The 24,247-nt window shown below is 56.0% G+C and carries 14 protein-coding genes and 1 pseudogene; 9 read left to right on the top strand and 6 right to left on the bottom strand.

The genetic code is table 11. From position 1 onward, the window contains the following. Positions 1 to 284 precede the first annotated feature (284 nt). From JMJ16_RS17150 to JMJ16_RS17125, 6 genes are all read left to right on the top strand, one after another. Positions 285 to 2,120, top strand: a complete 1,836-nt coding sequence (locus tag JMJ16_RS17150; RefSeq protein WP_201383425.1) for a serine/threonine-protein kinase — start codon at positions 285 to 287, stop codon at positions 2,118 to 2,120. 236 nt (positions 2,121 to 2,356) lie between these two features. Beyond that, positions 2,357 to 3,346: an aldo/keto reductase gene (locus tag JMJ16_RS17145; protein WP_201383423.1), complete on the top strand. Its 990-nt coding sequence runs from the start codon at positions 2,357 to 2,359 to the stop codon at positions 3,344 to 3,346. A gap of 123 nt (positions 3,347 to 3,469) precedes the next feature. Next, the gene (locus JMJ16_RS17140) at positions 3,470 to 4,354 is read left to right on the top strand and encodes an LLM class flavin-dependent oxidoreductase (RefSeq protein WP_201383421.1); all 885 of its coding nucleotides are present in this window, start codon (positions 3,470 to 3,472) and stop codon (positions 4,352 to 4,354) included. Between the two features lie 194 nt (positions 4,355 to 4,548). After that, complete coding sequence (locus tag JMJ16_RS17135) at positions 4,549 to 6,981, top strand: FAD-dependent oxidoreductase (RefSeq protein ID WP_201383419.1); 2,433 nt, start codon at positions 4,549 to 4,551, stop codon at positions 6,979 to 6,981. Positions 6,982 to 6,999: 18 nt separating this feature from the next. Then, entirely contained in the window at positions 7,000 to 8,835 is a 1,836-nt protein-coding gene (locus tag JMJ16_RS17130; protein ID WP_236601603.1) for a cyclic nucleotide-binding domain-containing protein, read from the top strand. Positions 8,836 to 8,952: 117 nt separating this feature from the next. Beyond that, positions 8,953 to 9,846 (top strand): hypothetical protein, encoded by an 894-nt coding sequence (locus JMJ16_RS17125; protein ID WP_201383417.1) that lies wholly within the window; start codon positions 8,953 to 8,955, stop codon positions 9,844 to 9,846. A 184-nt stretch (positions 9,847 to 10,030) separates the two neighbouring features. Here JMJ16_RS17125 and JMJ16_RS17120 read toward each other — a convergent pair whose 3' ends face one another. Then, on the bottom strand, positions 10,031 to 10,792 hold the full coding sequence (locus JMJ16_RS17120; protein ID WP_201383415.1) for a phosphatase PAP2 family protein: 762 nt from the start codon (positions 10,790 to 10,792) through the stop codon (positions 10,031 to 10,033). A 286-nt stretch (positions 10,793 to 11,078) separates the two neighbouring features. On the opposite strand from JMJ16_RS17120, the gene JMJ16_RS17115 reads away from it, so the two are divergent. Both JMJ16_RS17115 and JMJ16_RS17110 read left to right on the top strand, forming a co-directional pair. Continuing rightward, on the top strand, positions 11,079 to 11,345 hold the full coding sequence (locus tag JMJ16_RS17115; protein ID WP_201383412.1) for a hypothetical protein: 267 nt from the start codon (positions 11,079 to 11,081) through the stop codon (positions 11,343 to 11,345). Between the two features lie 123 nt (positions 11,346 to 11,468). Continuing rightward, complete coding sequence (locus tag JMJ16_RS17110; RefSeq protein ID WP_201383411.1) at positions 11,469 to 14,240, top strand: amino acid permease; 2,772 nt, start codon at positions 11,469 to 11,471, stop codon at positions 14,238 to 14,240. 42 nt (positions 14,241 to 14,282) lie between these two features. Here JMJ16_RS17110 and ilvD read toward each other — a convergent pair whose 3' ends face one another. After that, positions 14,283 to 16,019 carry a dihydroxy-acid dehydratase gene (gene ilvD, locus JMJ16_RS17105; protein ID WP_201383410.1) on the bottom strand — a complete coding sequence of 579 codons (1,737 nt, stop codon included), beginning with the start codon at positions 16,017 to 16,019 and terminating at the stop codon, positions 14,283 to 14,285. Between the two features lie 38 nt (positions 16,020 to 16,057). Further along, positions 16,058 to 16,867: an SDR family NAD(P)-dependent oxidoreductase gene (locus JMJ16_RS17100; protein ID WP_201383409.1), complete on the bottom strand. Its 810-nt coding sequence runs from the start codon at positions 16,865 to 16,867 to the stop codon at positions 16,058 to 16,060. Positions 16,868 to 17,181: 314 nt separating this feature from the next. Between JMJ16_RS17100 and JMJ16_RS17095 the strand changes: the two genes are divergently transcribed. Beyond that, positions 17,182 to 20,052: a serine/threonine-protein kinase gene (locus JMJ16_RS17095; RefSeq protein ID WP_201383408.1), complete on the top strand. Its 2,871-nt coding sequence runs from the start codon at positions 17,182 to 17,184 to the stop codon at positions 20,050 to 20,052. 12 nt (positions 20,053 to 20,064) lie between these two features. On the opposite strand, the gene JMJ16_RS17090 is transcribed toward JMJ16_RS17095, so the two are convergent. The 3 genes and pseudogenes from JMJ16_RS17090 to JMJ16_RS57150 form a co-directional block, all read right to left on the bottom strand. Next, positions 20,065 to 21,276: a serine hydrolase gene (locus JMJ16_RS17090; RefSeq protein WP_201383407.1), complete on the bottom strand. Its 1,212-nt coding sequence runs from the start codon at positions 21,274 to 21,276 to the stop codon at positions 20,065 to 20,067. Positions 21,277 to 21,399: 123 nt separating this feature from the next. Next, on the bottom strand, positions 21,400 to 22,686 hold the full coding sequence (locus tag JMJ16_RS17085) for a copper resistance CopC/CopD family protein (RefSeq protein WP_201383406.1): 1,287 nt from the start codon (positions 22,684 to 22,686) through the stop codon (positions 21,400 to 21,402). Positions 22,687 to 22,718: 32 nt separating this feature from the next. Beyond that, positions 22,719 to 24,025 (bottom strand): annotated as a pseudogene (locus tag JMJ16_RS57150) (MFS transporter). Positions 24,026 to 24,247: the final 222 nt, after the last annotated feature.

Here is a 24,247-nt window from a genome sequence, read left to right as displayed (position 1 = left end):
AAAATAGGCTAGGTGATTATAGCCTCTTTTGTGAATACCTCTTTATGCTGCACAAGAGACCGTTGTTCGCTCTTGAGCTTATCTGGTGCTTGTGCAGCAGGCGCAGGAGCGAGGTTTGTGCTTCATGTTATTTCAAGATGTGTGTTGCGCAATTGCCTTATGGGGATGACGGTGAGGCTCTTTTTAAGTGAGCGAGCAGGCTTTGCATTGACGTGAAAAAGCAACTTCTCTATAATCAGTTACATGGATATTTAGGATTACATCGCCCCCAAAGGACTTATTTCATGCTGTATCGTGCGGGACAACAGATAGGCCACTATCGTTTAACCCATATTGTCGGGGAGGGACCGCATGCTCAGGTATTTGTTGCAGAGCATCTTCCTTCTCAAGCGCCTGTGGCTATCAAAATGTTACGGGCGCGCCTTGCTCAGGAAGAAATTGAAAAATTCTCGCGTTCGGCTCGTCGAATCGCGAACCTGAGCCATCCCCATATTATGCGTGTGCGTGATTATGGTGTCGAATGGAATGTTCCCTACCTGGTCATGGAGGTTGCCCTCAATGGGAGTTTGCGTCGTCGCCATCCCGAAGGGACGCGTCTCTCTGCGCAACGCATTCTGGCGTATGCCAGGCAGATTTCTGAGGCCTTGCACTATGCACATAGCGAAAACTATCTGCACCAGTTTATTAAGCCAGAGAATATGCTGCTTGATAAGCAAGGCAATGTACTGTTGAGTGACTTCTTTCTTCCTCTGGGAATATTTACGGTTCGTTCCCCAGAGAACTCGCTCTACATGGCCCCCGAGCAATATCAGGGCGTGGCTCGTCAGACCAGTGACCAGTATGCCTTAGGACTGATCATTTATGAATGGTTTACGGGTGAGCGTCCGACTTATGATCCGCTTAGCACGCGCCTGTTTCAGTATGGCTCGCTGTTGCCTCCATTGCGGGCGAAGGTCCCCAGCGTGTCGACCGAAGTTGAGCAGGTGGTCATGACCGCGCTGGCGCGGGAGCCACACCAGCGTTTCAAAAGCATGCAAGCCTTCGCGAGTGCGCTTGAAGAGGCGTTTCGTGCGCGTCCCTCCTCTGGGCCGCTGCGCTCCTTCCCACAGCGGGTGGCGGTTGCCCCCGCTGGCCAGATGACTACCCCTTTATCTCCCCTCTCGACACCAGATGGTGTTGCCGTAGATGTGCCGGAAGCCCCGGCGGAGGTGAAGGCGGCGGGAAGAGTAATCTGGACGGCGCGCGCGAACCATGGCGCAGTTCGGAGTCTTTCCTGGTCTTATGATGGGCGCCGGCTTGTCTCGGGCGGGAATGATATGCAGGCTCGCGTCTGGGACGCCTCTACGGGAAAGGTTATCCTCTCCTACGGTGGGCACCGGACGGGTGTGCATACCGTGGCCTGGTCACCCAGAGGGCTATTGATTGCCTCGGCGGGCTATGATCCACAGGTTCATGTGTGGAGCGCGACCAGGGGTGCTATCATGCATGCCTTCCAGGCGCATACGCAACCGGTGAAGGCCCTGGCCTGGTCCTCCGATGGCCAGCGTCTTGCCTCGGTGGATGGACCAGATGGCCTGGTCCGTGTCTGGGAAGCCATGTCGGGAACGCAGCACGTGACCTTTAAACCTCAGGATAAAGATGTGGCCGCGCTCACCTGGTCTCCTGATGGCACCTGTGTCGCCGTAGCCAGCGAGGATGGGGGCGTACAGATCTGGCATGTCAACACGCCACGGCATCATGGGCGCATCTTTAGCGACCCCTCGTTTGCTAGTGTGCAGGCCCTGGCCTGGGCGCCTGGGAATAGCTATATGGCTTCAGGCGGAGAGGAGCAGGTTATCCACTACTGGAATACCAACACGGGCCGGGATAAACTGCTCTTCAGTGGACACACGCAGAAGATTCTCTCGCTCTCCTGGTCACACGATGGCAAACTCCTGGCCTCTTCGAGCGCCGATGGGAGCGTGCGTATCTGGGATGTGCGCACAGGAGCCTGTGTCTTTGCTTACAGTAGTAAGCACCCTCCCGTGCACGTGGTGGCCTGGTCGCCAGGTGGTTCGCTGCTGGCCTGTGGCGATGCCGATGGCTCTATTCAGGTCTGGCAGATTCAGTTTCCCGCTTAGGTTTCTCTTTATTTCGAGAGGGGACGCGACAAGAGCCATGTCGCGTCCCCTCTCTTTATGTGTGGAAAAAAACTGTTTGTTTGCAGAATGGTTTATGGGTGCGGTAATCTAAGAGGACGGCGTCACTGTAGCGGTCCTGTTGTGCGTACTAGCTAAAAGATAGCGTTGTGCGTCTTTCACGTCTTTCATAAAAATTCGTATGAAAATTCTCTGTTGAGAAGAGAGGTTGTGTATATATGCGATACCGTTCATTTGGACGAACTGGCTGGAATGTCTCTGAGATTGGCTTTGGGGCCTGGGGAATTGGCGGAGATGCCTGGGGACAGCAAGACGATACCGCCGCGCTTGCGGCTCTCAATAAGGCTATTGACCTGGGCGTGAACTTCATTGATACCGCCGATGTCTATGGTGATGGCCATTCCGAGCAACTGATTGCCCAGGTGCGCAAAGCGCGCAAAGAAGAGCTTATTATTGTGACGAAGGCGGGTCGTCGCCTCAATCCCCACACGGCTGAAGGGTACAACAATCGCCAGAACCTGGCAGGATTTATTGAGCGTAGCCTGCGCAATCTCGACGTTGAGGCCCTGGACCTGGTGCAACTGCACTGCCCACCCTCTGAGGTCTACGCTATGCCCGAGGTATTTGCGATCCTCGATGATTTGCAGCAGCAAGGCAAGATCCGCAACTATGGTGTCAGTGTCGAGAAGGTGGAAGAGGCACTTAAAGCCATACAATATTCCAACGTCAAGAGCGTGCAGATCATCTTTAATATGTTCCGCCTCAAGCCCGCCGAGCAGTTCTTCGCGGCGGCACGGGAGCGCAACGTTGGCGTCATTGTACGTGTCCCCCTGGCCAGCGGACTCTTGACGGGCAAGTTTAGTGTGCAGAGCCAGTTCTCCACGAGCGACCACCGCAATTATAACCGTCATGGCGAGGCTTTTGACCAGGGCGAGACCTTCTCCGGGGTGGACTATGAGGAGGGCCTGAAGGCGGTTGAAGAGCTACGGGACCTGGTTCCCGAAGGAACGACTATGGCGCAGTTCGCCCTGCGCTGGATCTTGATGTTCCCCGAGGTCTCGACAGTAATCGCTGGGGCGAAGAATCCACAACAGGCGCAGGATAACACTGCTGCCTCAGAACTCCCCGCACTGAGCGATGAGACCATGAAACGCATCCAGGAACTCTATGATCGGCGCTTCCGCGCCAGCGTCCACTCCCGCTGGTAAAAGAGAGTGGAAGAGAACAGCTGGGGGCTATGTGCTTATGGCACACAGCCCCCAGCTGTTCTCTTCCAGAGGCGTGTTGCATAATGATTAGAGGGTATATATCTTAGCTTTTGGAGGTGTATTTTGGCACAGGTTGATTTTGGTTTGATGTTGCGTCCGACCAATCCTGGGGACTCTTTTCAGGATTTAATGCAGTATAACCAGCATTGTATCGAGGCGCTCTCTCCCGCCTTTACGACGCTCTGGCTGGAGGATCATCTTCAGGTGGGGGCGAACGACCACCTGGAGGCCTTGACGACGCTGACGTACCTGGCCGCGCAGTACCAGCGCTTCAAGGTTGGCACGCTGGTCCTCTCCCAATCCTACCGCAATCCCGCCCTGCTGGCGAAGATGGCGGCCAATATCCAGGCCTTGACCGGTGGGCGCCTGATTCTGGGCGTGGGTGCCGGCTGGAAGGAGGATGAATACCGCACGTATGGGTATCCCTTCCCCTCCGTCAAGGAGCGCATGGGCCAGCTGGAGGATACGGTAAATATCCTGCGCGCGCTCTGGCAGTCACAGCCTGCTAGCTTCGAGGGCACATTCTATCATTTACAGGATGCCTATTGCGCGCCTCGGCCTGAGCCGTCCATTCCCATTCTGATTGGAGGTGGTGGGGAGCAGCGCACGCTGGCAATTGTGGCGCGCCACGCGGACTGGTGGAACTTCAATTCCTGCCCCGTCGAGGAATATGCGCGTAAGCTGGCGATCCTGCGCCAGCATTGCGAGCGCATCGGACGTAATCCCGACGAGATTAAGCTAACCTACCTGGGGACGCTGAGCGCCTCCGCTGATCCTGCCCAGGTACAGCGTCACCCGCAGAAGCACTACATCGCTGGCAACGCGAGCGAGATACGCCAGGAGTTGGAGCAATTCCAGGCCATTGGCGTCACGCATTTTATCTTCCGCATTTCCAACCTCCAGACCCTGCACTACTTCAACGAGCAGGTCGCACCCCACTTCCAGTAATTCAGCGGGGAATGATTTGGGAGGCCCTGATTGCCTGCAGCAATCAGGGCCTCCCAAATCATTCCCCTTTACTGAAAATGATGCCCAAAAAGGTCTTCTGTTGCCGTTTATAATGTGGTTTTATAAGGAGTTACACTTTTTTATACCGTCATTTATCGTTCGCGTTGGTTCTACTACTTGTATCAGGGGACGTAATGGCAACGCAGCAAGCATATGTCATCATTGGAAATGGAATTGCGGGCGCGACCGCCGCGGAGGTCATACGCGCGGAAGATAGGGCCGCAGAGATTACTGTGGTTGCGGAGGAGCCGACTCCCGTCTTCTACCGCCCCGCGCTCAAGGACTACCTGGGCGGCAAAATTCGTGAGGAGAAGCTCTGGGCACGCCCCATCAGTTTCTATCCCGATCGTCACATTCGCTTTGTGACCGACCGCGTCATGGCTATCCGGCCAGGAGAGCACACTCTGGCGCTACGCAGCGGGGCGACGCTTGCCTACTCGCGCTTACTACTGGCGCATGGCGCGCGTGCGACCTCGCTGACCTGCCCTGGCGTCGACCTGGCGGGTGTCACGACGTTGCGCACTGTCGCCGACTACCAGCGCGTGCTGGCGCGGCTGAACAACGCGCGCCGTATCGTGGTGGTGGGGAGCGGGACGCTGGCACTTGAATCTATCGAGACGTTGCGCCATCGTGGGTACGAGGTAACGCACCTCTTGCGCCGACGTACCCTCTGGTCAGAGGTGCTGGACCCCGTGGCCTCCGACCTGGTTCTACAACAGGAGAGGCGTGAGGGCGTTGATGTGCGCACCGAGCAGGAGATCGCCGAGGTCTGTGGGCAAAATGGGCAGGTGACCGGTGTAATCACGACGACGGGGCAACATATACCTTGCGAGATCGTCTTGCTGGGCATTGGCATTGAGCCAATTATCGACTTTGTGAAGAGCGCGGGCATCGCCTGTGGGCGTGGGGTCAAGGTTGATGGCGCGATGCGTACCAATGTGCCAGATATTTTTGCGGCAGGCGACCTGATTGAGACCGCTGATCCCATTACGGGCAAGGCACGTGTGATCGGGCAGTGGTATCCCTCGGTGCAGCAGGCGCGGGCCGCCGCGTATAGTATGCTCGATCTGCTGGACACAGAACATCTCTTCCGCTTCGGCAACTTTTATAACGCCACCTTCCTTTATGGGCTTGATTTCGCCTCGGTGGGCATCTCAACGGTTCCCAGGGGTGAGAAGAACTACCAGGAACTGGTCGCTGATCCCCAACCTCGCCATTATCAGAAGGTTATTTTAAAGCAAGGCGTCCCCGTGGGGATGGTGGCCCTGGGTGACCGTAGGAGTGTGCTGACCTATAAACGTGCTATCGATCACAGTGTCAATCTCTCCCCGGTCGCCTCACGCCTCTTTGCCCCTGATTTTCACCTGGGGGCCTGGTTGGATACGCAGGGGGTACCGCTCCCCTTGCTTGGGGTCAATCGCGAGGGTACGGTCGCTGTCCAGCGCATGGCTTACGCGACCGGGGTTGTGCCTGAAGTGAAGCCCGCCACTAATAAGCCTGGAACCGCGCCGACTCTGCGCGAGGCCCGGCTGGTGCCTGTGAATCAGCTATCGATCATACCTCCCCTAACCGATGCCTATCTCAGTCAGACGCGGGTCGTTACCGTTGGCCGGCTGGAGGGTTCGAGCCTGGTCATTAACCATAATACGATCTCGCGTCGCCACGCGGAGATTAGCTACGCCAATGGGCAGTATGTGTTGCGCGACCTGGGAAGTAAGAATGGGACGCAGGTAAATGGACAGCGAGTGGCGCCCAATAGCCTGACCGTACTTGCGCCAGAGAACCAGGTCCAGTTTGGCTCGGTGAAATTTGCGTTGAAACAGCAAACAGTTGATCCTGCTGAATCTGTTCTGCTCAATAAAGAGCAGAAGCAAGCCTTCTTTAATGCCACACCAGGCTCGGCCGTGAATATCCCCACGTTCTCGTCCGCGATCGCAGGAGCGGGCGAGCAGACGGTGATTCACGCTCCTGCGCCAGCGTTGTCCCAGGGACAACCAGTGCTTGCCAGCGATGGTTCCCTCTCATTGCCTGGTGTGGCTACACCCCTTTCTGCGAATCTCGTGGCGCCTCTGCGCCAGGGACCAGCCCTGGTATGTGTACTTAATGGCCAACCCCTGGTCTTTGCTCTGCCTCTAAAGAGGCAGGTCACCATTGGCCGGGAGCAAGGGAACGAGATTAGGCTCCAGGAGATGTCCATCTCACGCAAACACGCCGCCATTTTCCCTGGACCCGATGGCCTCGATAGTCTTTATATTCGCGACCTTCAGAGTGGCAATGGGGTGCGCGTGAATCATCACAAGATTACGTCGGCCTACCCTCTGACCCACGAGGCCGCAATTGAACTTGGGAATGTGAGGGCTTATTTCCTGAACTATCAGCAGCCACACTCACCGCTGCCTGTTCGCAGTGGAGGAAAGGGAATACCCGTCATGCAAGCTGTAGCAGCGCCAGGTAGCGAGCCTGTACGCGCCGGGATCGCGACGAAGACGGCGTATTGCCGCCAGTGTGGTGCGTCACTCGTGTCCCCTCAGGCGCGCTTCTGCCCCAGTTGTGGCTCACTACAATAAGGAGTTGAGAGAAAGTCTATGCAGAAACCAACTGCCCTGCCCATGATTGGCGTACAGCATCGCAGTCATCTCACTCCACTCACCGAGAGTGAGGTGCGCTTTGAGATTGATATGTGTATCGGCTGCGACCGCTGTATGCGGGCATGTCCGCTCCCGCTCTCGTCGCAGGTCAATATCGCCGATCTCAACCTGGCCACGATCTCGGATGAGGTCGCGCCTCACGTGGCGCGTTTTACGCAGGAGTGCGTTATGTGTGGCTCCTGTGTGCCGGTCTGCCCAGTCAACAACCATCGCGATCTGCTTATGCTCTCGCTCAAACAGCGCCTGGGAATCTCCTGGGATCGTAACGTGGATATGAGCCTGGTGCTTGAGTATCTCCCCCAGGGGTGGACGCTCCCTCTGCTGCTGAGCCGCCTGCGTGAGCAACCTATGTTTGGTGATGCGCAACTGGTGCCAGATAATTACCTCAAACACCTGTTGTGCAGCTCCAAGCTCCTGTCACTGGTGCCTGATTCCATCCTCATTCAGGAGCGTACTTATGGCCGAGAGATGTACTTTATCCTCGAAGGGCGCTTCATGACGAGCACGCTTGGCCCTTTGGGACAGGAACTGCCTATAGCGGTGCTTGGGCGTGGCGAATTTGTGGGTGAGCGTGGAATGCTAACGGGCCAGCAGCGGACTGCCACCGTCAAGGCGCAGACCACGGCCATGGTGCTTGAGGTTCCTGAGCAGGTGATCCAGCGCATGATGGAGGTCGCGCCCCCGGTGCGCCACTACTTTGAGAACCTGCATAATACCCGCTCGATTGTCAGCATCCTCAAGCGTATGGCCCTCTTCCAGGGGGTTGCGGACCAGGATATGCGCTGGCTGGCGAGTAAAGTGCGCTTTAGAAACTACGAGCGCGACGAAGTGCTTTTCGCCGATAGGGAGGAGGCGCAGCCGGCTCGTGAGGCGCTACATGTCATCCTGGACGGCTTTGTGAAGGTGGCGCGCATGTCCTCGGGTTCTCATCCAGGCCAGGGAAAAGAGCGCATCATTGCCTACCGCCAGAATGGCGACTATTTCGCCGGAGGCCTGGACATGCTCGGCGATGGGAAAGCGGTAACGGCGACTGCGATTAACCGTGTGCGGTTGGCGGAGATCCGGCGCGAAGATATGCTCGTGATTCTCTCGCGCTATCCCGAGGTCAACCAGCGCTTTATGCATCGCTTGCAGGAGTATCGCGTGATGGCGGACGCGGCCCAGACCTTCATCGGGCCGCGTGACCTTCTCCAACGCGGACAGACGCAGGCCTTGGCCGAGGCGGAGGCCAGGGCTGGCTTGCGCGCCCTGGTCGGTGGCGGAGTCGTTGAGGGAACCGAAGTGCTGGTCATCGACCTGGATAAGTGTGTTCACTGTGATAAGTGTGAGGAGGCGTGCGAGCGCAGGCATGGACACTCGCGCATGAACCGTCGTGGTATGGTCGTAGGCAATATCAGTGTGGCCACCGCCTGTCGCCACTGCCAGGACCCCGTCTGCCTGCTTTGTAGCCGTGCTGGCATTGCACGTCTGCCCAGTGGTGAGGTCTACATCACCGAGAGCTGTATCGGCTGTGGCATTTGCGCCGAGCGCTGCCCCTATGACAACATCTCCATTATCTCACTGAACGAGCAGGAGGCGGCTCCCTCTTCAACCTGGGAGCGCTTCACGCGCTTCTTCTCGAAAGGCGTTGGCAGAGAATATGGCAAGCGCCAGCTCCCCATGGCGCAGCAGTTCGCGATGCCTGGCCCCCTGACGCCCGGCGATGGCTCTGACGCCATCGCCGAAGTGCGCAAAAAAACTGGCGATCAAGTGCGACCTCTGCGCGGGATATAGCAACCAGGCCTGTGTGCAGGCTTGCCCGACGGGCGCGGCCTTCCGCGTGCAACCGGGCCAGTTCTTTGGTTCCACCGAAGACATTCTCAATCTTACTACATCTCAGGAGCGTTAACCATGGCTGTTTCGACCAAGACGCCCAGCAAGAAGGCAGTGGCGCGCATCTGGCACACTCCGACGTCAAAGGCAGCTTTGTACTGGCTGCTCTTCGCCGCAGGCTATACCGCGCTCTTCTATATTCTCTACCTCTTGCTCCTGCACGAGAAGGCACGCTTCTTCAAAGGCCCCTTCTTCGACGTGGTGTTTCGCTGCGGCGTGATGTCCTATCTCATGATCCTGGGCGTTGCCGCGTACTCGCTACGGGCGCGTTTCTTTCATGGTCTGCCCTGGAAGGCGCAGAGCTGGGTCTGGGCGCATATGTGGGTGGGGATCGCCTCCATCATGCTGGCCCTACTCCACGCCGATTTCCGCTATATCCTGCACTTTGAGTGTAGCGGCGTGAACTGCCTCACGGATAAATACCTGGCCCTGCCCTCGCTCTACGGCCTGATTTTTCTCGTGTTCAGTGGAATCGTCGGACGTCTGCTGGATAGCTGGCAGACAAAGATGATTGCCCAGGATGCGAGCACAAATGGTGTGGGTATCGCCAAGGCCATCCCGGCGCGCCTCTCGGAGCTAGAGTATATCATTGAGCGCCTGAATGCGGGGAAGTCGGATGCCTTTAAGCAGTACTGTGAGCGCGCCCTGGCATGTGTCGGGCTGCTACCAACAGACCTTCCCGCGCTTCCCGCGCAGGAGCAAGCGGATTTCCAGCGCGCCCACGCGGCCCTGGCGGAGCATGCACGCCTCGCTGCCTCGCTCCAGGTGCAGACCCGGGCGCGCCTGATCTTCAAGACCTGGCGCTGTATCCACATGTTCCTGGTGCCGCTGATCCTGCTCGTCATCTCCTATCATGCCATCGCCGAGCTGATCCGCGTCCTGCTAGGCCTGATTCATACCCGCCCACTGTAGACAAGCAGTCCTCCTCCCATAGGCGCCCGATTTATCGAGCGCAAGGCGATTTATCGCGGTGATACGGAATTACGAGCATTGTCCATGAAGATGTGATGTGCATGGCAAGCGTTGTTAGGCAGCGTGGCTGATCACAACGCTGTACTCGTGCGATAAATCGCCTTGCGCGCCGTAAACGGGGCGTCTATGGAAAGGAGGGCGTGTGTCGGCGCGCCTGGCGCTGCTCCCAGCGATATTTAAGCCATTGATAGACAGTAATGCCAATGCCCAGCCAGAGCAGGCCAGCCAGGTAGCCACCCAGGACATCAAAGAAGTGATGCTCGCCCGCCTCTATACGCGCGTAGCCAACGATAAGGACATAGATGACCATGAGTACCTGTAGAATGGGCAGTAGCCAGCGCAACGCCGAGGTGCGTGCGGGCCTGGTAAGCGTCAGGTAGAAGATAAAGCCCCACAAGACAACGTCGTGCATGACATGTCCAGAGGGGAAGCTATAGGCCTGGATCAGGCGATGCATACAGATGCCATCGGCGGGTGTAGCGCGTGGGCGACCCACCAGGATGGTTAATCCCCCCCAGACGACGCTGGCCGTCGCCACCGTTATCCACATGACCAGCGTCTCAATCCAGCCGCGAAAGAGCAGAAGCACGATGCCGAGGATGCCGGGAATGATGACTGATGGAATTGGATCATTAAATGTATTGACGTAATCAGAGGCAGTATCGATCCACGTGCGTGTGTTTGGCGAAAAGCGGCAGGGTATGGCATGGGGACCCTGAATAAAATCCGCCACATCTTTTTCTAGAGGCCAGAACGTTGGGTGAATAGAGACGAGAAACCCAAGAATTGCGAGTAAGATGAGTCCCACAAGCCATAAAACAAGAGCCGGGCCACTTACCAGGCGCCTCTTTGTTTCCTCCCCTGAATGTGATGCAGATTGCTCCATAGAACGTTCCTCCTTGATTGCTGTATGGGAGCGTACTCCTGCTATTGAATACGTTGTTACGGTAGAGTATGGATGCAAGCCTCTCCGTTTTTCTTCAGGATTGCGAACAGAACTCCTTTGCTCAGCTGGACTCATAACAGGGTGTTGCAGGTCTTCTCGTGCATGTATGAGCTTTTGCAGTTTTCTATAATAGTAAAGATAAGCATAGGTAATTGTAGATCCGCCTGGTAGAGCTTGAAGCAAAGATAGCGCTATATAACAAAGCACCGGAAACGAGGATTGCACCATGAGAAAGATGTTATATCTTTTCCTCATGAGCGCTGCGTTTGCGTTGCTCTTGATGGTTGGTATGGCAACACCTGTATCTGCCTCAACCTCAAGCGTGACCACAAGCACAGGAAGCGCAGCCAAAACAGCCTGGTGGCCGTATGGAGGGTATGGTGGCTGGTATAGAGGGCATGGCTATTCCCGACCCTTCTTCTTCTATTCCCGACCCTTCTTCTATCACCCCTTCTACTACTATCACCATTATTACTATCCCTACTACTGGTAGTGTGCGCCCACATGCAGCGTGAAGGGACATCTCAACATGGCTTGGGCGCTGTTGGGATCAAGGGATGAAGGTAGCTCGTCTCCACAGTTGGAGACGAGCTTACACACATGAGGATATCCTTCTATGCTTGCTGGAGATGAAATAAGAGAAGCACCAGAAAAACAGAAACTTCCTCGAGAGTTGCGTGCCCGCGATCTCGCTGCTATGTCAGTGTTGATTGTCCTCTATTTCTTATGTGTCAACTCTGTGCAGACAGGGACGTTGGAGACCTTTAGTTATTGGCTGATTGGCCTCTGTTTTCTGCTCCCATCAGCTTATGTCTCTCGCTGGCTATCGGTGCATCTCTCATTTCATGGAGGGCACTATATCTGGATTAGAAAGTTGGGTGGTCTGCGCTGGGGTGAGATCACCGGCGCTTTTACCTGCTTATATGGTGTTTTTGTGATCCTGACTATTTTACAAGGAGAGCTGATTCTTATTACGGATTTTGAGCCTCACTGGTTTGATAATCCTTTGACACTCTACTGTGCTCAGATGTTCCTGGTGTTGTTCTGTGCCGCGCTTGCGCTGGTGCCATTGCGTTATCTTAAACATATGTTGCTGCTGGGGGCTGGCCTCTATGTCTCATTGTTCCTTGCCGTGGGAGCGGCGGGTATCTGGTGGCTGTGGCAGGGGCATCCCTTTCATGCCAACTGGCCAGTGTGGCATGGCTGGCCTGCTGTCAAACAACACATTGGGATCTATGGCATTGTCATGTGGGCTTTTATGGGTGTCGACTGGCCTTTTATCATGGGTAAAGAGGTGCGTGGCGATGATGACGAGGCACGAACGCGGACGGGACGCTTTATCTGGTGGGCGTGTGCTCTGATCTTCGTGGCGTATGTCATTGCCACCTTTGGTGTCCTGGTCGTCGTCCCATATGAACATGTGGAGGCGTTTGATGCCATGCTGCTCGCGGTACAAAATAGTTTTGGCCCCCTGGCTGGCGCCCTTTTTCTCATCCTGTTAGGCTTATGTCAAATTGCTATCTCTATCGCCGTTTTCCTGGTCTGTTCGCGCATGCTGATGTTCATGGCCTATGATCGCCTTTTGCCAAGGGTTATTGGTAATCTTTCCTGGAAAGGGACCCCCTTCGCTAGCGTTCTGACGATGGTGCTGCTGTGCGGCCTGATATTTTCCCTCATCTATGTCCCTCTGTATAGTTTCTCCAGCCCCTCTGCCTGGATAGCTCTTCCGGGGAAGATTGTGAATGTGGTCCTGCAGGCCCTTGCGGCTGTCATCTGGTCGATGGCGACTCTGCTGCTGTACGGACTCCTCATCTGGGCATGTATTACCAGGCCACGGGCATTTCTGCGCCTGCGCGAGCGCCAGAGAATCGTGTCCTGGCGAATCATGAGGCGCGTCCTTGGTGTGACTGTGGTGGGTGTGCTGACGACCTTGTTGGGTGGTATCCTTGTTCTCTCCTCTTCCTGGATACCGCGCCTGCTTTCGCCCTCGCATTGGACGTTTACGATTGCCTCTTTTACTGGTGTGGTGCTGCTTCTGGGATGGCTGGGGGCTGAACTGCCTCGCCAGTGGCGGCTCACCTATGACCTGCACGCGAAAAATGATAACGCTCGTATACTACGAAGTCAGCTGCAAAAGGCCTATGATGAGAAGATTATTCTCGCCCAGAGGCAACAAGTGCTGCTACAAGAACGCGATACGCTCTTCCGGCAGCACGCACAATTAGCCGTGACTGATCCGGTGACCGGGCTGCCCAACCATCGCGCTTTGATGAAGGCGCTCGATGGACTGTTAGCACAGAGTCGAGAGCTGGGCGAGACATGTGCGCTGCTGTTTATTGATCTGGATAATTTTAAGCATGCCAATGATACCTGGGGTCATCAAGCGGGCGATTTTTTCTTACACGAGGTGGGCGCAAATTTGCGCCAGGCGGTATCGCCCCAGGCCGTTGTGGGTCGCTATGGAGGCGAAGAGTTTGTTGTGATTGTGCCCAACATCTCGCTGTTGCAGGCAGGCGAACTTGCTGAGCATGTTCGTGTTCAGCTTCAGCAGGCATTACATGTCTGGAGTCCAAGTGAGTATAGCCCTCCGGTGTATGTGCGCCTGACGGCGAGTATCGGTGTTGTCTTATATCCATTCCACGGCGCTAACCGGGGCACGTTGCTTGAAGCCGCTGATCGTTTGATGTACCAGGCGAAGCAGGGGGGGCGCAATTGTGTACGTATCGCCGGGCTGGATACAGGCGCTCTATCTTCCTCGGTAACCCATACCGGTCCGATGGCCTATACAGCCAGCTTACAGACACATGCCTTGCTAGGGCTATTAATGGTAAAGGACCCGCAACTCTACGAGCAGGGGCAGCGCATCGCCCCGCTTGCGGTGATGGTGGCCAGAAATATGCAATCCACTGGTGACATGGTGCTCGTGACGCGCCTGACAGCTATGCTACATGACATCGGCATGCTGGCGCTGGCTGATACTTGCCCACTCAGACAGGAAGCAAAGGCTACTGACCTGTGTAAACATACAGCTTATGGAAAGGCAATTGTGGCGGAGGCTGGCGATATCTTCTCGCTTGTAGCTCCGTCTATAGAAGCGCATCATGCACGTTGGGATGGCCTGGGCTATCCCTATGGGCTGTGTGGAGAAGAAATTCCCCTGGCGGCCCGTATCGTGGCCGTTGTCGATGCCTATGATACGTTGTGCTTATGCTCCACCGCCAGAAGCGAGACCGCGATCTGCCAGAAGCTAGTGAACTGTGCAGGAACACGCTTCGACCCGGCCGTTATACGTGCCTTCCTCCAGGTACTCCAGACCCAGCAGCGTACGACAGATGCTAACTTAGAGGCCATTAGGCTTCCTCAATCCCAGCGTGAGCCTTCTGGGTAAGAGGCGTGTTCCTTGATCCAGGTCAGGGTTGACATGAGATGTTTATGTCATGGAGGCGCCTTCTGAGGCACCACGTGCGACCCGTGCATAGAGTGAGAGAATGCCGCTGCTGTGGCGGGGCGCAGGTGGCGTCCAGTGTGCGCGACGTTCGCTGAGAATGCTCGCTATCTGCTCCTGGGGGAGTGGTTGCCTCTGGACGCCCACAATTGCCAGCCGCCGTTCAGGAATATGAATCTCGACCAGGTCGCCCTCTTCAATAAGCGCGATGGGACCCCCATCGAGGGCCTCGGGCGTAATATGTCCCACGCACGGACCCTTCATGGCGCCAGAGAAGCGTCCATCCGTAATCAGGGCCGTGGTGGTGTTGAGCGCGGGATCGTCGGCGATGAGGGTCGAGGCAAAATACATCTCGGGCATGCCATTGGCCCGTGGTCCCTCGTAGCGAATGACGACGACATCGCCAGGGGTGATCTGGCGCTCACGCAGGGCGGACAGGGCCTCGTCTTCAAAGTCAAAGACGCGGGCAGGTCCAGTATGGATGTGCATCTCTTTAGGGACCGAGAAGGCCTTAATGACGGCTCCTCCCGGGGCCAGATTGCCGCGTAGCACCGCGATTCCCCCATCGGGACCAAAGGGATCTGAGCGCGGGCGCAGCACCTCACGGCGCGAGACCTTGACGTTGTGTAGGTAGCCAATGCGCTCGGCGAAGAAGCGGCTGTGTTCTATCTCTTCCAGGTTCTCTCCCACGGTCTTGCCGGTGACGGTCAGGCAATCCAGGTGCAGCATGTCACGCAGCTCAAGCATGACGGCTGGCACTCCGCCCGCATACCAGAAATACTCGACCGGGTAGCGGCCGGTGGTCTTAACGTTGGCTAGCACAGGGACCTGGCGATGAATACGATCAAAGTCGTCGATGTTGATATCGACACCAGCCTCGCGTGCGATGAGCGGCAGGTGCAGGAGCATATTCGTCGAGCCACCCACGGCGGCGTGAATGATGATGGCGTTCTCAAAGGCCTCGCGCGTCAGGATACGTCGAGGCGTGATCTCTTCCTCAATCAGCCTGAGGAGCTGCTTCCCCGTGGCGCGGGCATAGCGCAGCAACTGGGTGAGGGGCGCTGGAACAAGGGCAGAGCCAGGCAGAGCCAGGCCCAGTGCCTCGGAGATGACCTGGCCCGTGCTGGCGCTGCCCATAAACTGGCAGGCCCCACAGGTGGGGCAGGCTCCATGCTCCGCCTGCTCAAAGTCCTCCCTGGGGAGCTCGCCGCGTTCGACTGCCATACCCATGGGCCAGAGATGATTCGAGGTTACATAATCGGGGGCGTTGAGTTGCGTGCCTCCAGGGAGATGAATGGCGGGCAGGTTGCAACGCGCGATGGCCAGCAGGTGTGCGGGCACAGACTTATCATTGCCCGAGACCAGGACCATGCCGTCGTGCGGGTGTCCAAGGGCATGGATCTCGATCATGGCCGCCATGATATCGCGCGATACCAGGGAGTAAGACATCCCCGCGTGCGCCTGGGCGACGCCATCACAGATATCGCTGACAGTGAAAACCCCTGGTTTGCCGCCTGCCTCAAAGACGCCATTACTGACCTCCTCGACGAGCGAGCGAAAATGAAAGGTGCCTGGATGTCCCATGCCATAGGCACTATCGACAAGCACCTGGGGCTTGCCCAGGTCTTCCTCGGTCCAGTTCATGCCCATACGCAAGGCATCGCCCTGGTGATTGACCGCCCGTAGGCGCTGACTCCGTAGCTTTTTCGGATCTATCGGCACTGTTTTTCGCTCCTTTGCTTGCTCTCCTGGTGGTACATCTATCGCAATTGGGAAGAATACTCGGGCAGGTCTGGATGTGCGCTGGGTAGGGGGCTCTGCAGGGTCCAGCCACCGTCGATGACCAGGGTCTGCCCGGTAACATGGCGCGCCTGGGGCGAGGCGAGATAGAGGGCGGCGGCGACAATATCCTCGACATTTCCCACGCGTCCGGTTGGCGTCACACCGGCCCAGTTTGCCTCGTAGTTGGGGTCATCCAGGAGGGTGCGTTCCGTGAGCGTCGCCCCCGGACAGATGGCGTTGACGGTAATGCCATACTTCCCCAGGTCCAGCGCGATTCCTCGCGCCATCATGCGGATGCCTGCCTTAGTAATGCCATATCCCTCCAGGTTTGCATGCGCTTGAATGCCGGTGACAGAAGACATCAAAATAATGCGACCAGGAATGCGGGCCTTGATCATACTCTTGGCAGCAGTCTGGGCGGTAAAGAAACTGCCGCGCAGGTTGACGCTGGTCAGACGGTCGAAGGCATCGGGCGTATAGGTGAGGAAGTTCCCATAGTTGGTGATGCCAGCATTCGCAATTACAATATCCAGCCGGCCAGCGGCCTCGGTAAAACGTTGAAAGATGGCGCGGATGGCCTCTACATCGGCGATATCGCCCGCGTAGGGTGCGACTCGTTCGGCTCCCACCGCCCTGTTTATCTGCTGTGCGGCCCTCGTGCAGAGATCCAGGTCGATATCATTTAAGGCTACCGTGGCGCCCTCGCTGGCGAAGGCCTGGCAGAGTGCGTAGCCGATGCCTGTCCCGGCCCCGGTGACGAGCACTGCTTTCCCCGAAAACATACTCATGCATTTCCCCTCTATGTCTAACTGAATCAGTGTCTTCTCGCAGGTGTATTTATTGTATAATGATCTAAATTTAATCTCCAGTTTGTATTCACGAAATGGGATTGTTGTGAGTTTGTAGCACTCTTCTGGCCTATGAGTCCTCTTTGCTTGCGAGATATGTTGTGGTGAGAAGGACGTATACTATGTTGCAGTATTGCAAACAATCATGATCCCTCTTATTCCTGATAAGCTATTATGAGGGCGCAAAGAGTACTATTACATGGTTACTGGCTATTTTTCCCTCTGCCCAGACATGATTGAAAAAGGAGTATCTTATGCCTGAAGAGAAGGACTATCTTGGTAGACGTATTGGTAATTATCAACTTGCCTCCCGGATCAGTAGTGGTGGGTTCGGCCAGGTCTATCTTGCGCACCATACATTGCTGAAAGAGCGCGCGGTTGCTGTCAAATTGCTCCACATGTTTCTCCAGACCGAGCAAGAACGTGAGCAGTTCTTGCAGGAAGCCCAGTTTTTAGAGAGCCTTAAACATCATTATATTCTGCCACTGCTAGATGTGGGTTTTCTCGAAGGGGCGCCCACGCCCTATCTGATCACCGAGTACGCGGCGGGCGGCTCGTTGCGCGAACGTCTCAGACAAAGGCTACCCCTCTCAATCGAGCAAACAATCACGATCCTGGCGCAGGTGGGAGAGGCGCTTGCCTTTGCGCATCAGCATAACGTCATTCACCGTGATATCAAGCCCGAGAATATTCTCTTCAATGCCCAGGGTGATGCGTTACTGGCTGATTTTGGCATTGCCACTATTGCCTCGGCCACAACGCGTTCACAACTGGTAACGTCGGTAGTGGGAACCCCATTATATATGGCCCCCGAGCAGTTCCAGGGAAAGCTGAGTCGTGAGAGCGACCAGTATGCCCTGGGGTGTATCGCCTACGAACTCTTCACAGGTCGCCAGCCCTTCCAGGCCGGAGACTTTATCGCCATTGGCTTTTTGCACGCGACTGAACAGCCTATCTCGCTGCGTCAGTACAATCCCACGCTCCCGCTTGCGGTTGAGCAGGCGGTACTCAAGGCGCTGTCCAAGCAGCGTACGGAGCGCCACGCCGATGTACAAGCATTTGTATCGGCCCTACGGCAGGCGGTGCCTCTGCCAGAGAAAGCCGCTCCACTACAGGCTGCAAAAGTGCAAGCGCCACAGTTTCCCGCAGTGATAACCGGACTGCCCCAGGCAATGGAAGTGCTTCGACAGACCACAGCACAGGCCACAGAGGCATCAAACTCCAACAGGGCCTTAGAAGATGCCCTCCTTGCCTGTGAGCAGGAGATACTGCGTGCCCCAACGCGCGCGGCGCTCTATAATCGCAAGGGCCTACTTTTAAGCGATCTCTTACGGGATGCACAGGCCTTAGCGTCCTTTGAGCAGGCCATTCTGCTGGAGCCCTCTAATGCTGAGTTCTATTATAACAAAGGCCTTACCTTGGCGAACCTGAAGCGCTATGAAGAGGCGCTGCAGGCCTGGGACCGGGCCATCCAGATTGACCCCTCGCATATGCTCTCTTATAGCAGTAAGGGTTGGATCCTGACGCTTGTCGGTAGAGATGCAGAGGCACTTCAAGCCTGCGAACAGGCCCTGCGTCTCGATCCCAACGATGCCGCATCCCTGACGCGTAAAGGAAATGCTCTCTGGGGTCTGGAGCGTTATCAAGAGGCCCTGGAAGCGCATGAAGACGCGCTACGCCTCAATCCACGCTATACCGCTGCCTATAACAACAAGGCTCTGGTCTTAAGCTCTATGAAGCGTTATCCCGAGGCGATAGAGGCGTATGAGCAGGCCGTGCGCACCAACCCCAACTACATCAATGCCTATATTAGCATGGCCCGCTTGCTCAATACATTGAATCGCTATGAAGAGGCCATCAAAGCCTGCGATCGCGCTATCGCGCTTGATCCCCGGAGTGCTGTGATGTATAACCGCAAGGGCCTGGCGCTGATTGGTCTCAAAAGATATCCTGAAGCGGTCGAGGTTTACAAGCGAGCGACGCAACTTGATCCCTCCTACAGCGATCCCTTTGGCAATCTCGGCTATGTGCTCTGTCTCTTGCAGCGCTATGAAGAGGCCTTGCAAGCCTGCGAAGAGGCGATTCGTCTCGATCCGCAATTCACGCAGGCATATGGCAATAAGGCCTGGGTATTAAATAATCTCAAGCGGTATGACGAGGCCTTGCTGGCAAGCGAAGCCGCTCTGCGTCTGGAGCCAAATAATGTGACCTATTTGATTCGCAAGGGCAATGCCTTCCTTGGTTTGCGTCGCGATGATGAGGCGTTGCAAGTGTATGACCTTGTGTTGAGGTTGGATTCCAGCGCTATTTCCGCTTACATTAATAAAGGTATCATCTATAAATCCCAACGGCGTTACCCCGAGGCGCTACAGATGCTAGAGCAGGCGCAGCGGCTTGATCCTCGTGATGCGCTGGTCTATAGCGATAAAGGCGATGTTCTCTATGAAATGAGGCGCTACCAGGAGGCCCTCGATGCCTTCGAGAAGGCTGCCGAGCTTGGTTCGCAGGATGCGAAGAGCTATCGAGACCGTGGAGATGCTCTCTATGAACTGAGGAGATATCGCGAAGCGCTGGAGATGTATGAACAGCTTATACGTCTGAGTCCCTCCTATGCTACGGGATATTATAACAAGGGCCTGGCCCTCAGCGCGCTGGAACGCCATCAAGAGGCCCTCGACGCCTTTGAGCAGTCCCTGGTGCATGACTCTACATCGCTGAAGTTTCGTAGCCGTAGAGCGCTGGCGCTCTATGACCTGGGGCGCAACCAGGAGGCCCTTGACGCATGCAATGATATCCTTCGTACCCATCCCAATGATACGATTACGTTGAATCGGAAAGGCAATGCCTTGCTGGCTTTACGGCGATATGACGAGGCGCTGGCGGCCTATGAGCAGGTGCTGCGCCTGGATGAGAACTTTGCCGCTGCCCACAACAATCGAGGCCTGATCTACAAGGCGCTCAAGCGCTATGATGAAGCGCTTGAGGCGTATAATCAGGCCTTGCGCATCGATCCCAAATATGCCCTGGCCTATTACAATAAAGGGTTGGTGCTGAACTTGGTAGGACGCCAGCATGAAGCCCGCGAAGCTCTGGATACAGCGCGTTCGCTGGGCTATACTGGGTAGGAGGCTGACCTCTCAATCATCGATGGCCTGGTAGGCCGAGGTCCAAAAGTCGAGGCAAACTTCTGGTGGTTGTGGGGATATCCAGGCGCGTTGGGTCATGAGGATGGTGGTCATGTCCTCTTTAGGGTCCGAGTACCAGGAGGTTCCCATGCCACCATCCCATCCATAACGCCCAGGCACCGCTGCCACATCATAACGTTTTGTGACGATAGAGACGCCGAATCCCCAGCCATGATTATCAAAGTAGCCCGAGACCAGGCCCGACTTTGCTTTTTGCTCAGGCGTTAGCTGATCAGTGATCATAGCCTCGATAGAGGGCCTGGAGAGAATGCGTGAACCTTTGTGTTTGCCATACGCAAGCATCATCTGGGCAAAGGAGAAATAGTCGTCGATGGTTGAAACGAGCCCTCCGGCGCCCGAGGGGAAGGCCGGAGGACGACTCCACTGGCCACTTTCGGCCTCATCATAGACGGCAAGCTCTCCGCTTGCGGGATTATTCCAGTAGCTGGTTGCCAGCCGGTCGATGGCTGAAGGCGGTACGCTGAATCCAGTATCTTTCATGCCCAGCGGCTCGAAGATCCGCTCGCGTAGGAAGGTCTCAAGGGGTTGTCCCGAGACGCGGGCAATCAGCACCCCCAGGACATCAGATCCCGTGTTATACATCCACTTCTCTCCTGGCTGATGCATGAGTGGAAGCTGTCCCAGACGGCGTAGCCACTCATCGGATGCAGGAAGCGTTGAAGGGCTTGGTGGTCCCATCCCGATCTCCTGGGCGATGGCTTCCTTCAGAATTGGATAGTCTTCTGGCGAAGCCATCATCTGCCCAAATCCCATGCGGAAGGTGAGGAGGTCGCGCACTGTGATTGATCGGTTTGCGGCTACTGTATCCTCAAGCGACCCATTTTCGCGCTTTAATACTTTGCGTTCCGCCAATTCGGGAAGCCAGCGGTTCACAGGCTCATCTAACCGCACTCTGCATTCCTCGACCAGGATCATAGTTGCCACGGCCGTGATAGGTTTGGTCATCGAGGAGATACGAAAGATGGTATCGTGCCGCATCGGGATATGCTTATCTCTTGTCTGGGTGCCGATAGCATCGACATGGACCTCGCCTCGGCGGCTGACCAGAGTTACAAGACCGGGTACGCTGCCGCGCTCAACATGGCTTGCCATGATGTCGTGCATACGAGCGAGTCGCGCTCTGGAGAATGCTGTAACGCTCATGTTTGTTTCTCCTTTTCTGGCTGATACAAACTTTGTGCTCTCGACTGCATAGGAAAAGTGTACTAGAAAGCAAGATGGAATACTTCTCCCATCTTGCTTTCTGTCCTGGTCTTTTGCAAAGGGTCAGCGTGGAGCTGGAAGCGAGACAAGCGTTGCCGCAAGCGCGAGTATACTTAGCAGAGACAACGTCTCCAACAGCCACCAGCGTTTTCGTATGGGTTCCTGTTGCCAATTGCTGAGTAGAGCGAAGAGGAGCGGAAGACATAAAGCCAGTGCCTTGATGCCAAGCACACGACCATAGGATGTCGTGAAGAGGTCTGTTGCCTGGGTCAGGTGCAACCAGGAGAGCACAATACCCGTCAGGAACAGCTCAGCTACCGAGGTCAGGGCCAATGCGCCAAAACGAAGGAGCAGCACATTTCGATAGGCTTTCGTCGCCTGAAGCCTCCAAAGCGTGAGCAAGGCAATTAGGCCACCAAGCCAGACTCCCATGGCCGTGATATGGAGTGTTGTTGCCAGCAAGGCGAGCCACGCCATCTGTGAAGAGATGGCGTGGCTCGCGTCACTATCAATAAAGGCCAGGATGCCTCCCAGGACCAGGGAGAGCGTCACGGCTCTCTTGCTGCCCTGCTGGGCGATTCCAACCAGTATCCAGAGCGCCAGCGCCGCGCCAAGACGGAGGGCCAGAACGCGCCCAAAACTGGACCCCAGGATGGTTACAAGGAAGGCTATATCAAAGATCGCATGCCCTCTCAGGCTTGCCGATTGCGCGATGAGAGCCACACCTTCGGCAAGCAGTAAGACGAGAATACCCAGGTTGACGAGTCGCCAGATGGGCTGTTGTAGTCTCTCCCGATGCGACGGTACGGCTGGATAGACAACCAGGCGGAGAAAGGCCAGCGCACCAAAACTGAGCGCATAGCCCAGGAAATGTAGCAGATGCGCGAGGATTTGCAACCAGAACCCTGTCGCTGAAGTGTTTTTGCTAACAGTGCCAGCCCATACGCCATCTGGATGTCCAATGCTAAAGGTAAAGCTTCCACTGGTGGGATCGGTATCCTCCGAGATGACCTGCCAGTTGACCAGGTAGGTTCCTTCTGCGCTGGCCTGAAGTGGCATACTGATCTCCTGCCCCCGCACCTGAACGGTTTCTTGCCTGATAGCGTCTCCTGATGGAGCAAAGATCGTTATTGATTGCCCCACCAGTTGTACCGGTTCCGAGAACCACAGCCGAACCGTGGAAGGGGAGTGCGCCAGCACACTCCCCTCTGCGGGAGAAGAACTCAACAGCACGGCATGCAATGCCTGGGCATGGGCTTTGCCTGGCAGAAACATGACGAGGCACGCGAGGAGCAATGCGATGGACAGCACAAAACCATACTGTCTTCTTCCGCCGTGCTGGCTATTCATATCGTCTCTCTTCTCTTATTGTGTGCTTGCTACTAAAGGGCGCCAGCAGGCTCTACTGGAACCTCTATCGCTACCTGCTTACGGCGTGTCCGGCCAATACGAATGACCATGCCTGCTGCGAACAGGCAGAGAATGCCCGCGGAAATGAAGCTAATTTGATAGCTGCCCTCCGTGGTGCGAAGCGCGCCCGCGGTATAGGCAGCCGTCGCGGCCCCAAACTGGTGAGCGGCGAAGATCCAGCCATAGACGATGCCCACTTGATCTTTGCCGAAGATATCGGCGGCCAGGCGAGACGTGGGAGGAACAGTCGCCACCCAATCCAGGCCATAGAAGACGATGAAAACCAGCAGGAGAAGATAGGTGCTACCCAGCGCATAGGGCAGCAGGAGCAGTGACAGCCCGCGCAAACCATAATACCAGCAGAGTAGCCAGCGAGCGTCGACGCGATCAGACAACCAGCCAGATACAGTGGTTCCGATCAGGTCAAAGATGCCAATGAGCGCCAGCATACTCGCCGCCGTCACCTCTGAAATGCCGTGATCCATCGACGCGGGAATAAGGTGTGTCCCGATCAAGCCATTGGTAGAGGCGCCACAAATGAAGAAACTCCCAGCCAGGAGCCAGAAATCCTTCGAGCGCATCCCGAGTACCAGGCCCTTGATGGCATCGGAGAAGGGGTTGCCAGTCGCATTCGTCGCATTCGATGTGTCATCCTCCTCTGGATCTGCGCCGTAAGGACGTAAACCGATATCACGCGGATGATCACTAAAGAGGAGAATAACCAGGGGAAGGAGTATGAGCGCGGCGATGGCGGTCGCCCAGGCCGAAGCGCGCCAGCCCCACGAGACCGCGAGCGAGGCAAGCAAAGGAAGAAAAACAAGCTGTCCGGTGCATTGCTCGCCGTTAGCAACCCCATGACGAGGCCTCTGTTCTTCACGAACCAGCGGTTGGCGATCAGGGCCGCCAGAACCGAGGCTATTGATCCCGTAGCCAGGCCTACCAGCACACCCCAGAGCAGATCAAGCTGCCAGGGAGCATTCATGATAGTCGTCAACCCACAAGCTAGCGCGATAAGAATCAGTGCTCCGATCATGACGCGACGAATGCCCATACGCTGCATCAGAGCCGCCGCGAAAGGTCCACTCAGGCCATAAAGGACAAGATTGATAGAGATCGCAAACGAAATAGTGGCGTTGCTCCAGCCAAAATTCTTCTCAAGCGGAACAATCAGAACGCTCGGCGTCGAACGCATTCCCGCCGATGCGAGGAGGGCCAGGAACGTGATGACCGCAATCAACCAGCCATAATGAAAGCGCAAACGGATATATTTTGCCAGCACAGAAATTCCCTTTCAAACGGATACAACACATCACCAGAAAACTCTACATCAGAGGTAACTCATCGGAAGCATACATGTATTCCAAATTACCGACAAAAAATACTAGTGACTCAATTCAGCAGCCATCGCGGAAGAGGCATACCATCATTGAGAAATGAGGATCCTAAGACACCTACGCGGACGAATTGAAAGTAAAGTTAAAGACGCATGTATTGCAGAAAG

The sequence above is a fragment of the Ktedonobacter sp. SOSP1-52 genome (assembly GCF_016587395.1).
Note: the sequence above shows the minus strand (reverse complement) of the source record. Positions and strands in the feature narration are given on the sequence as shown.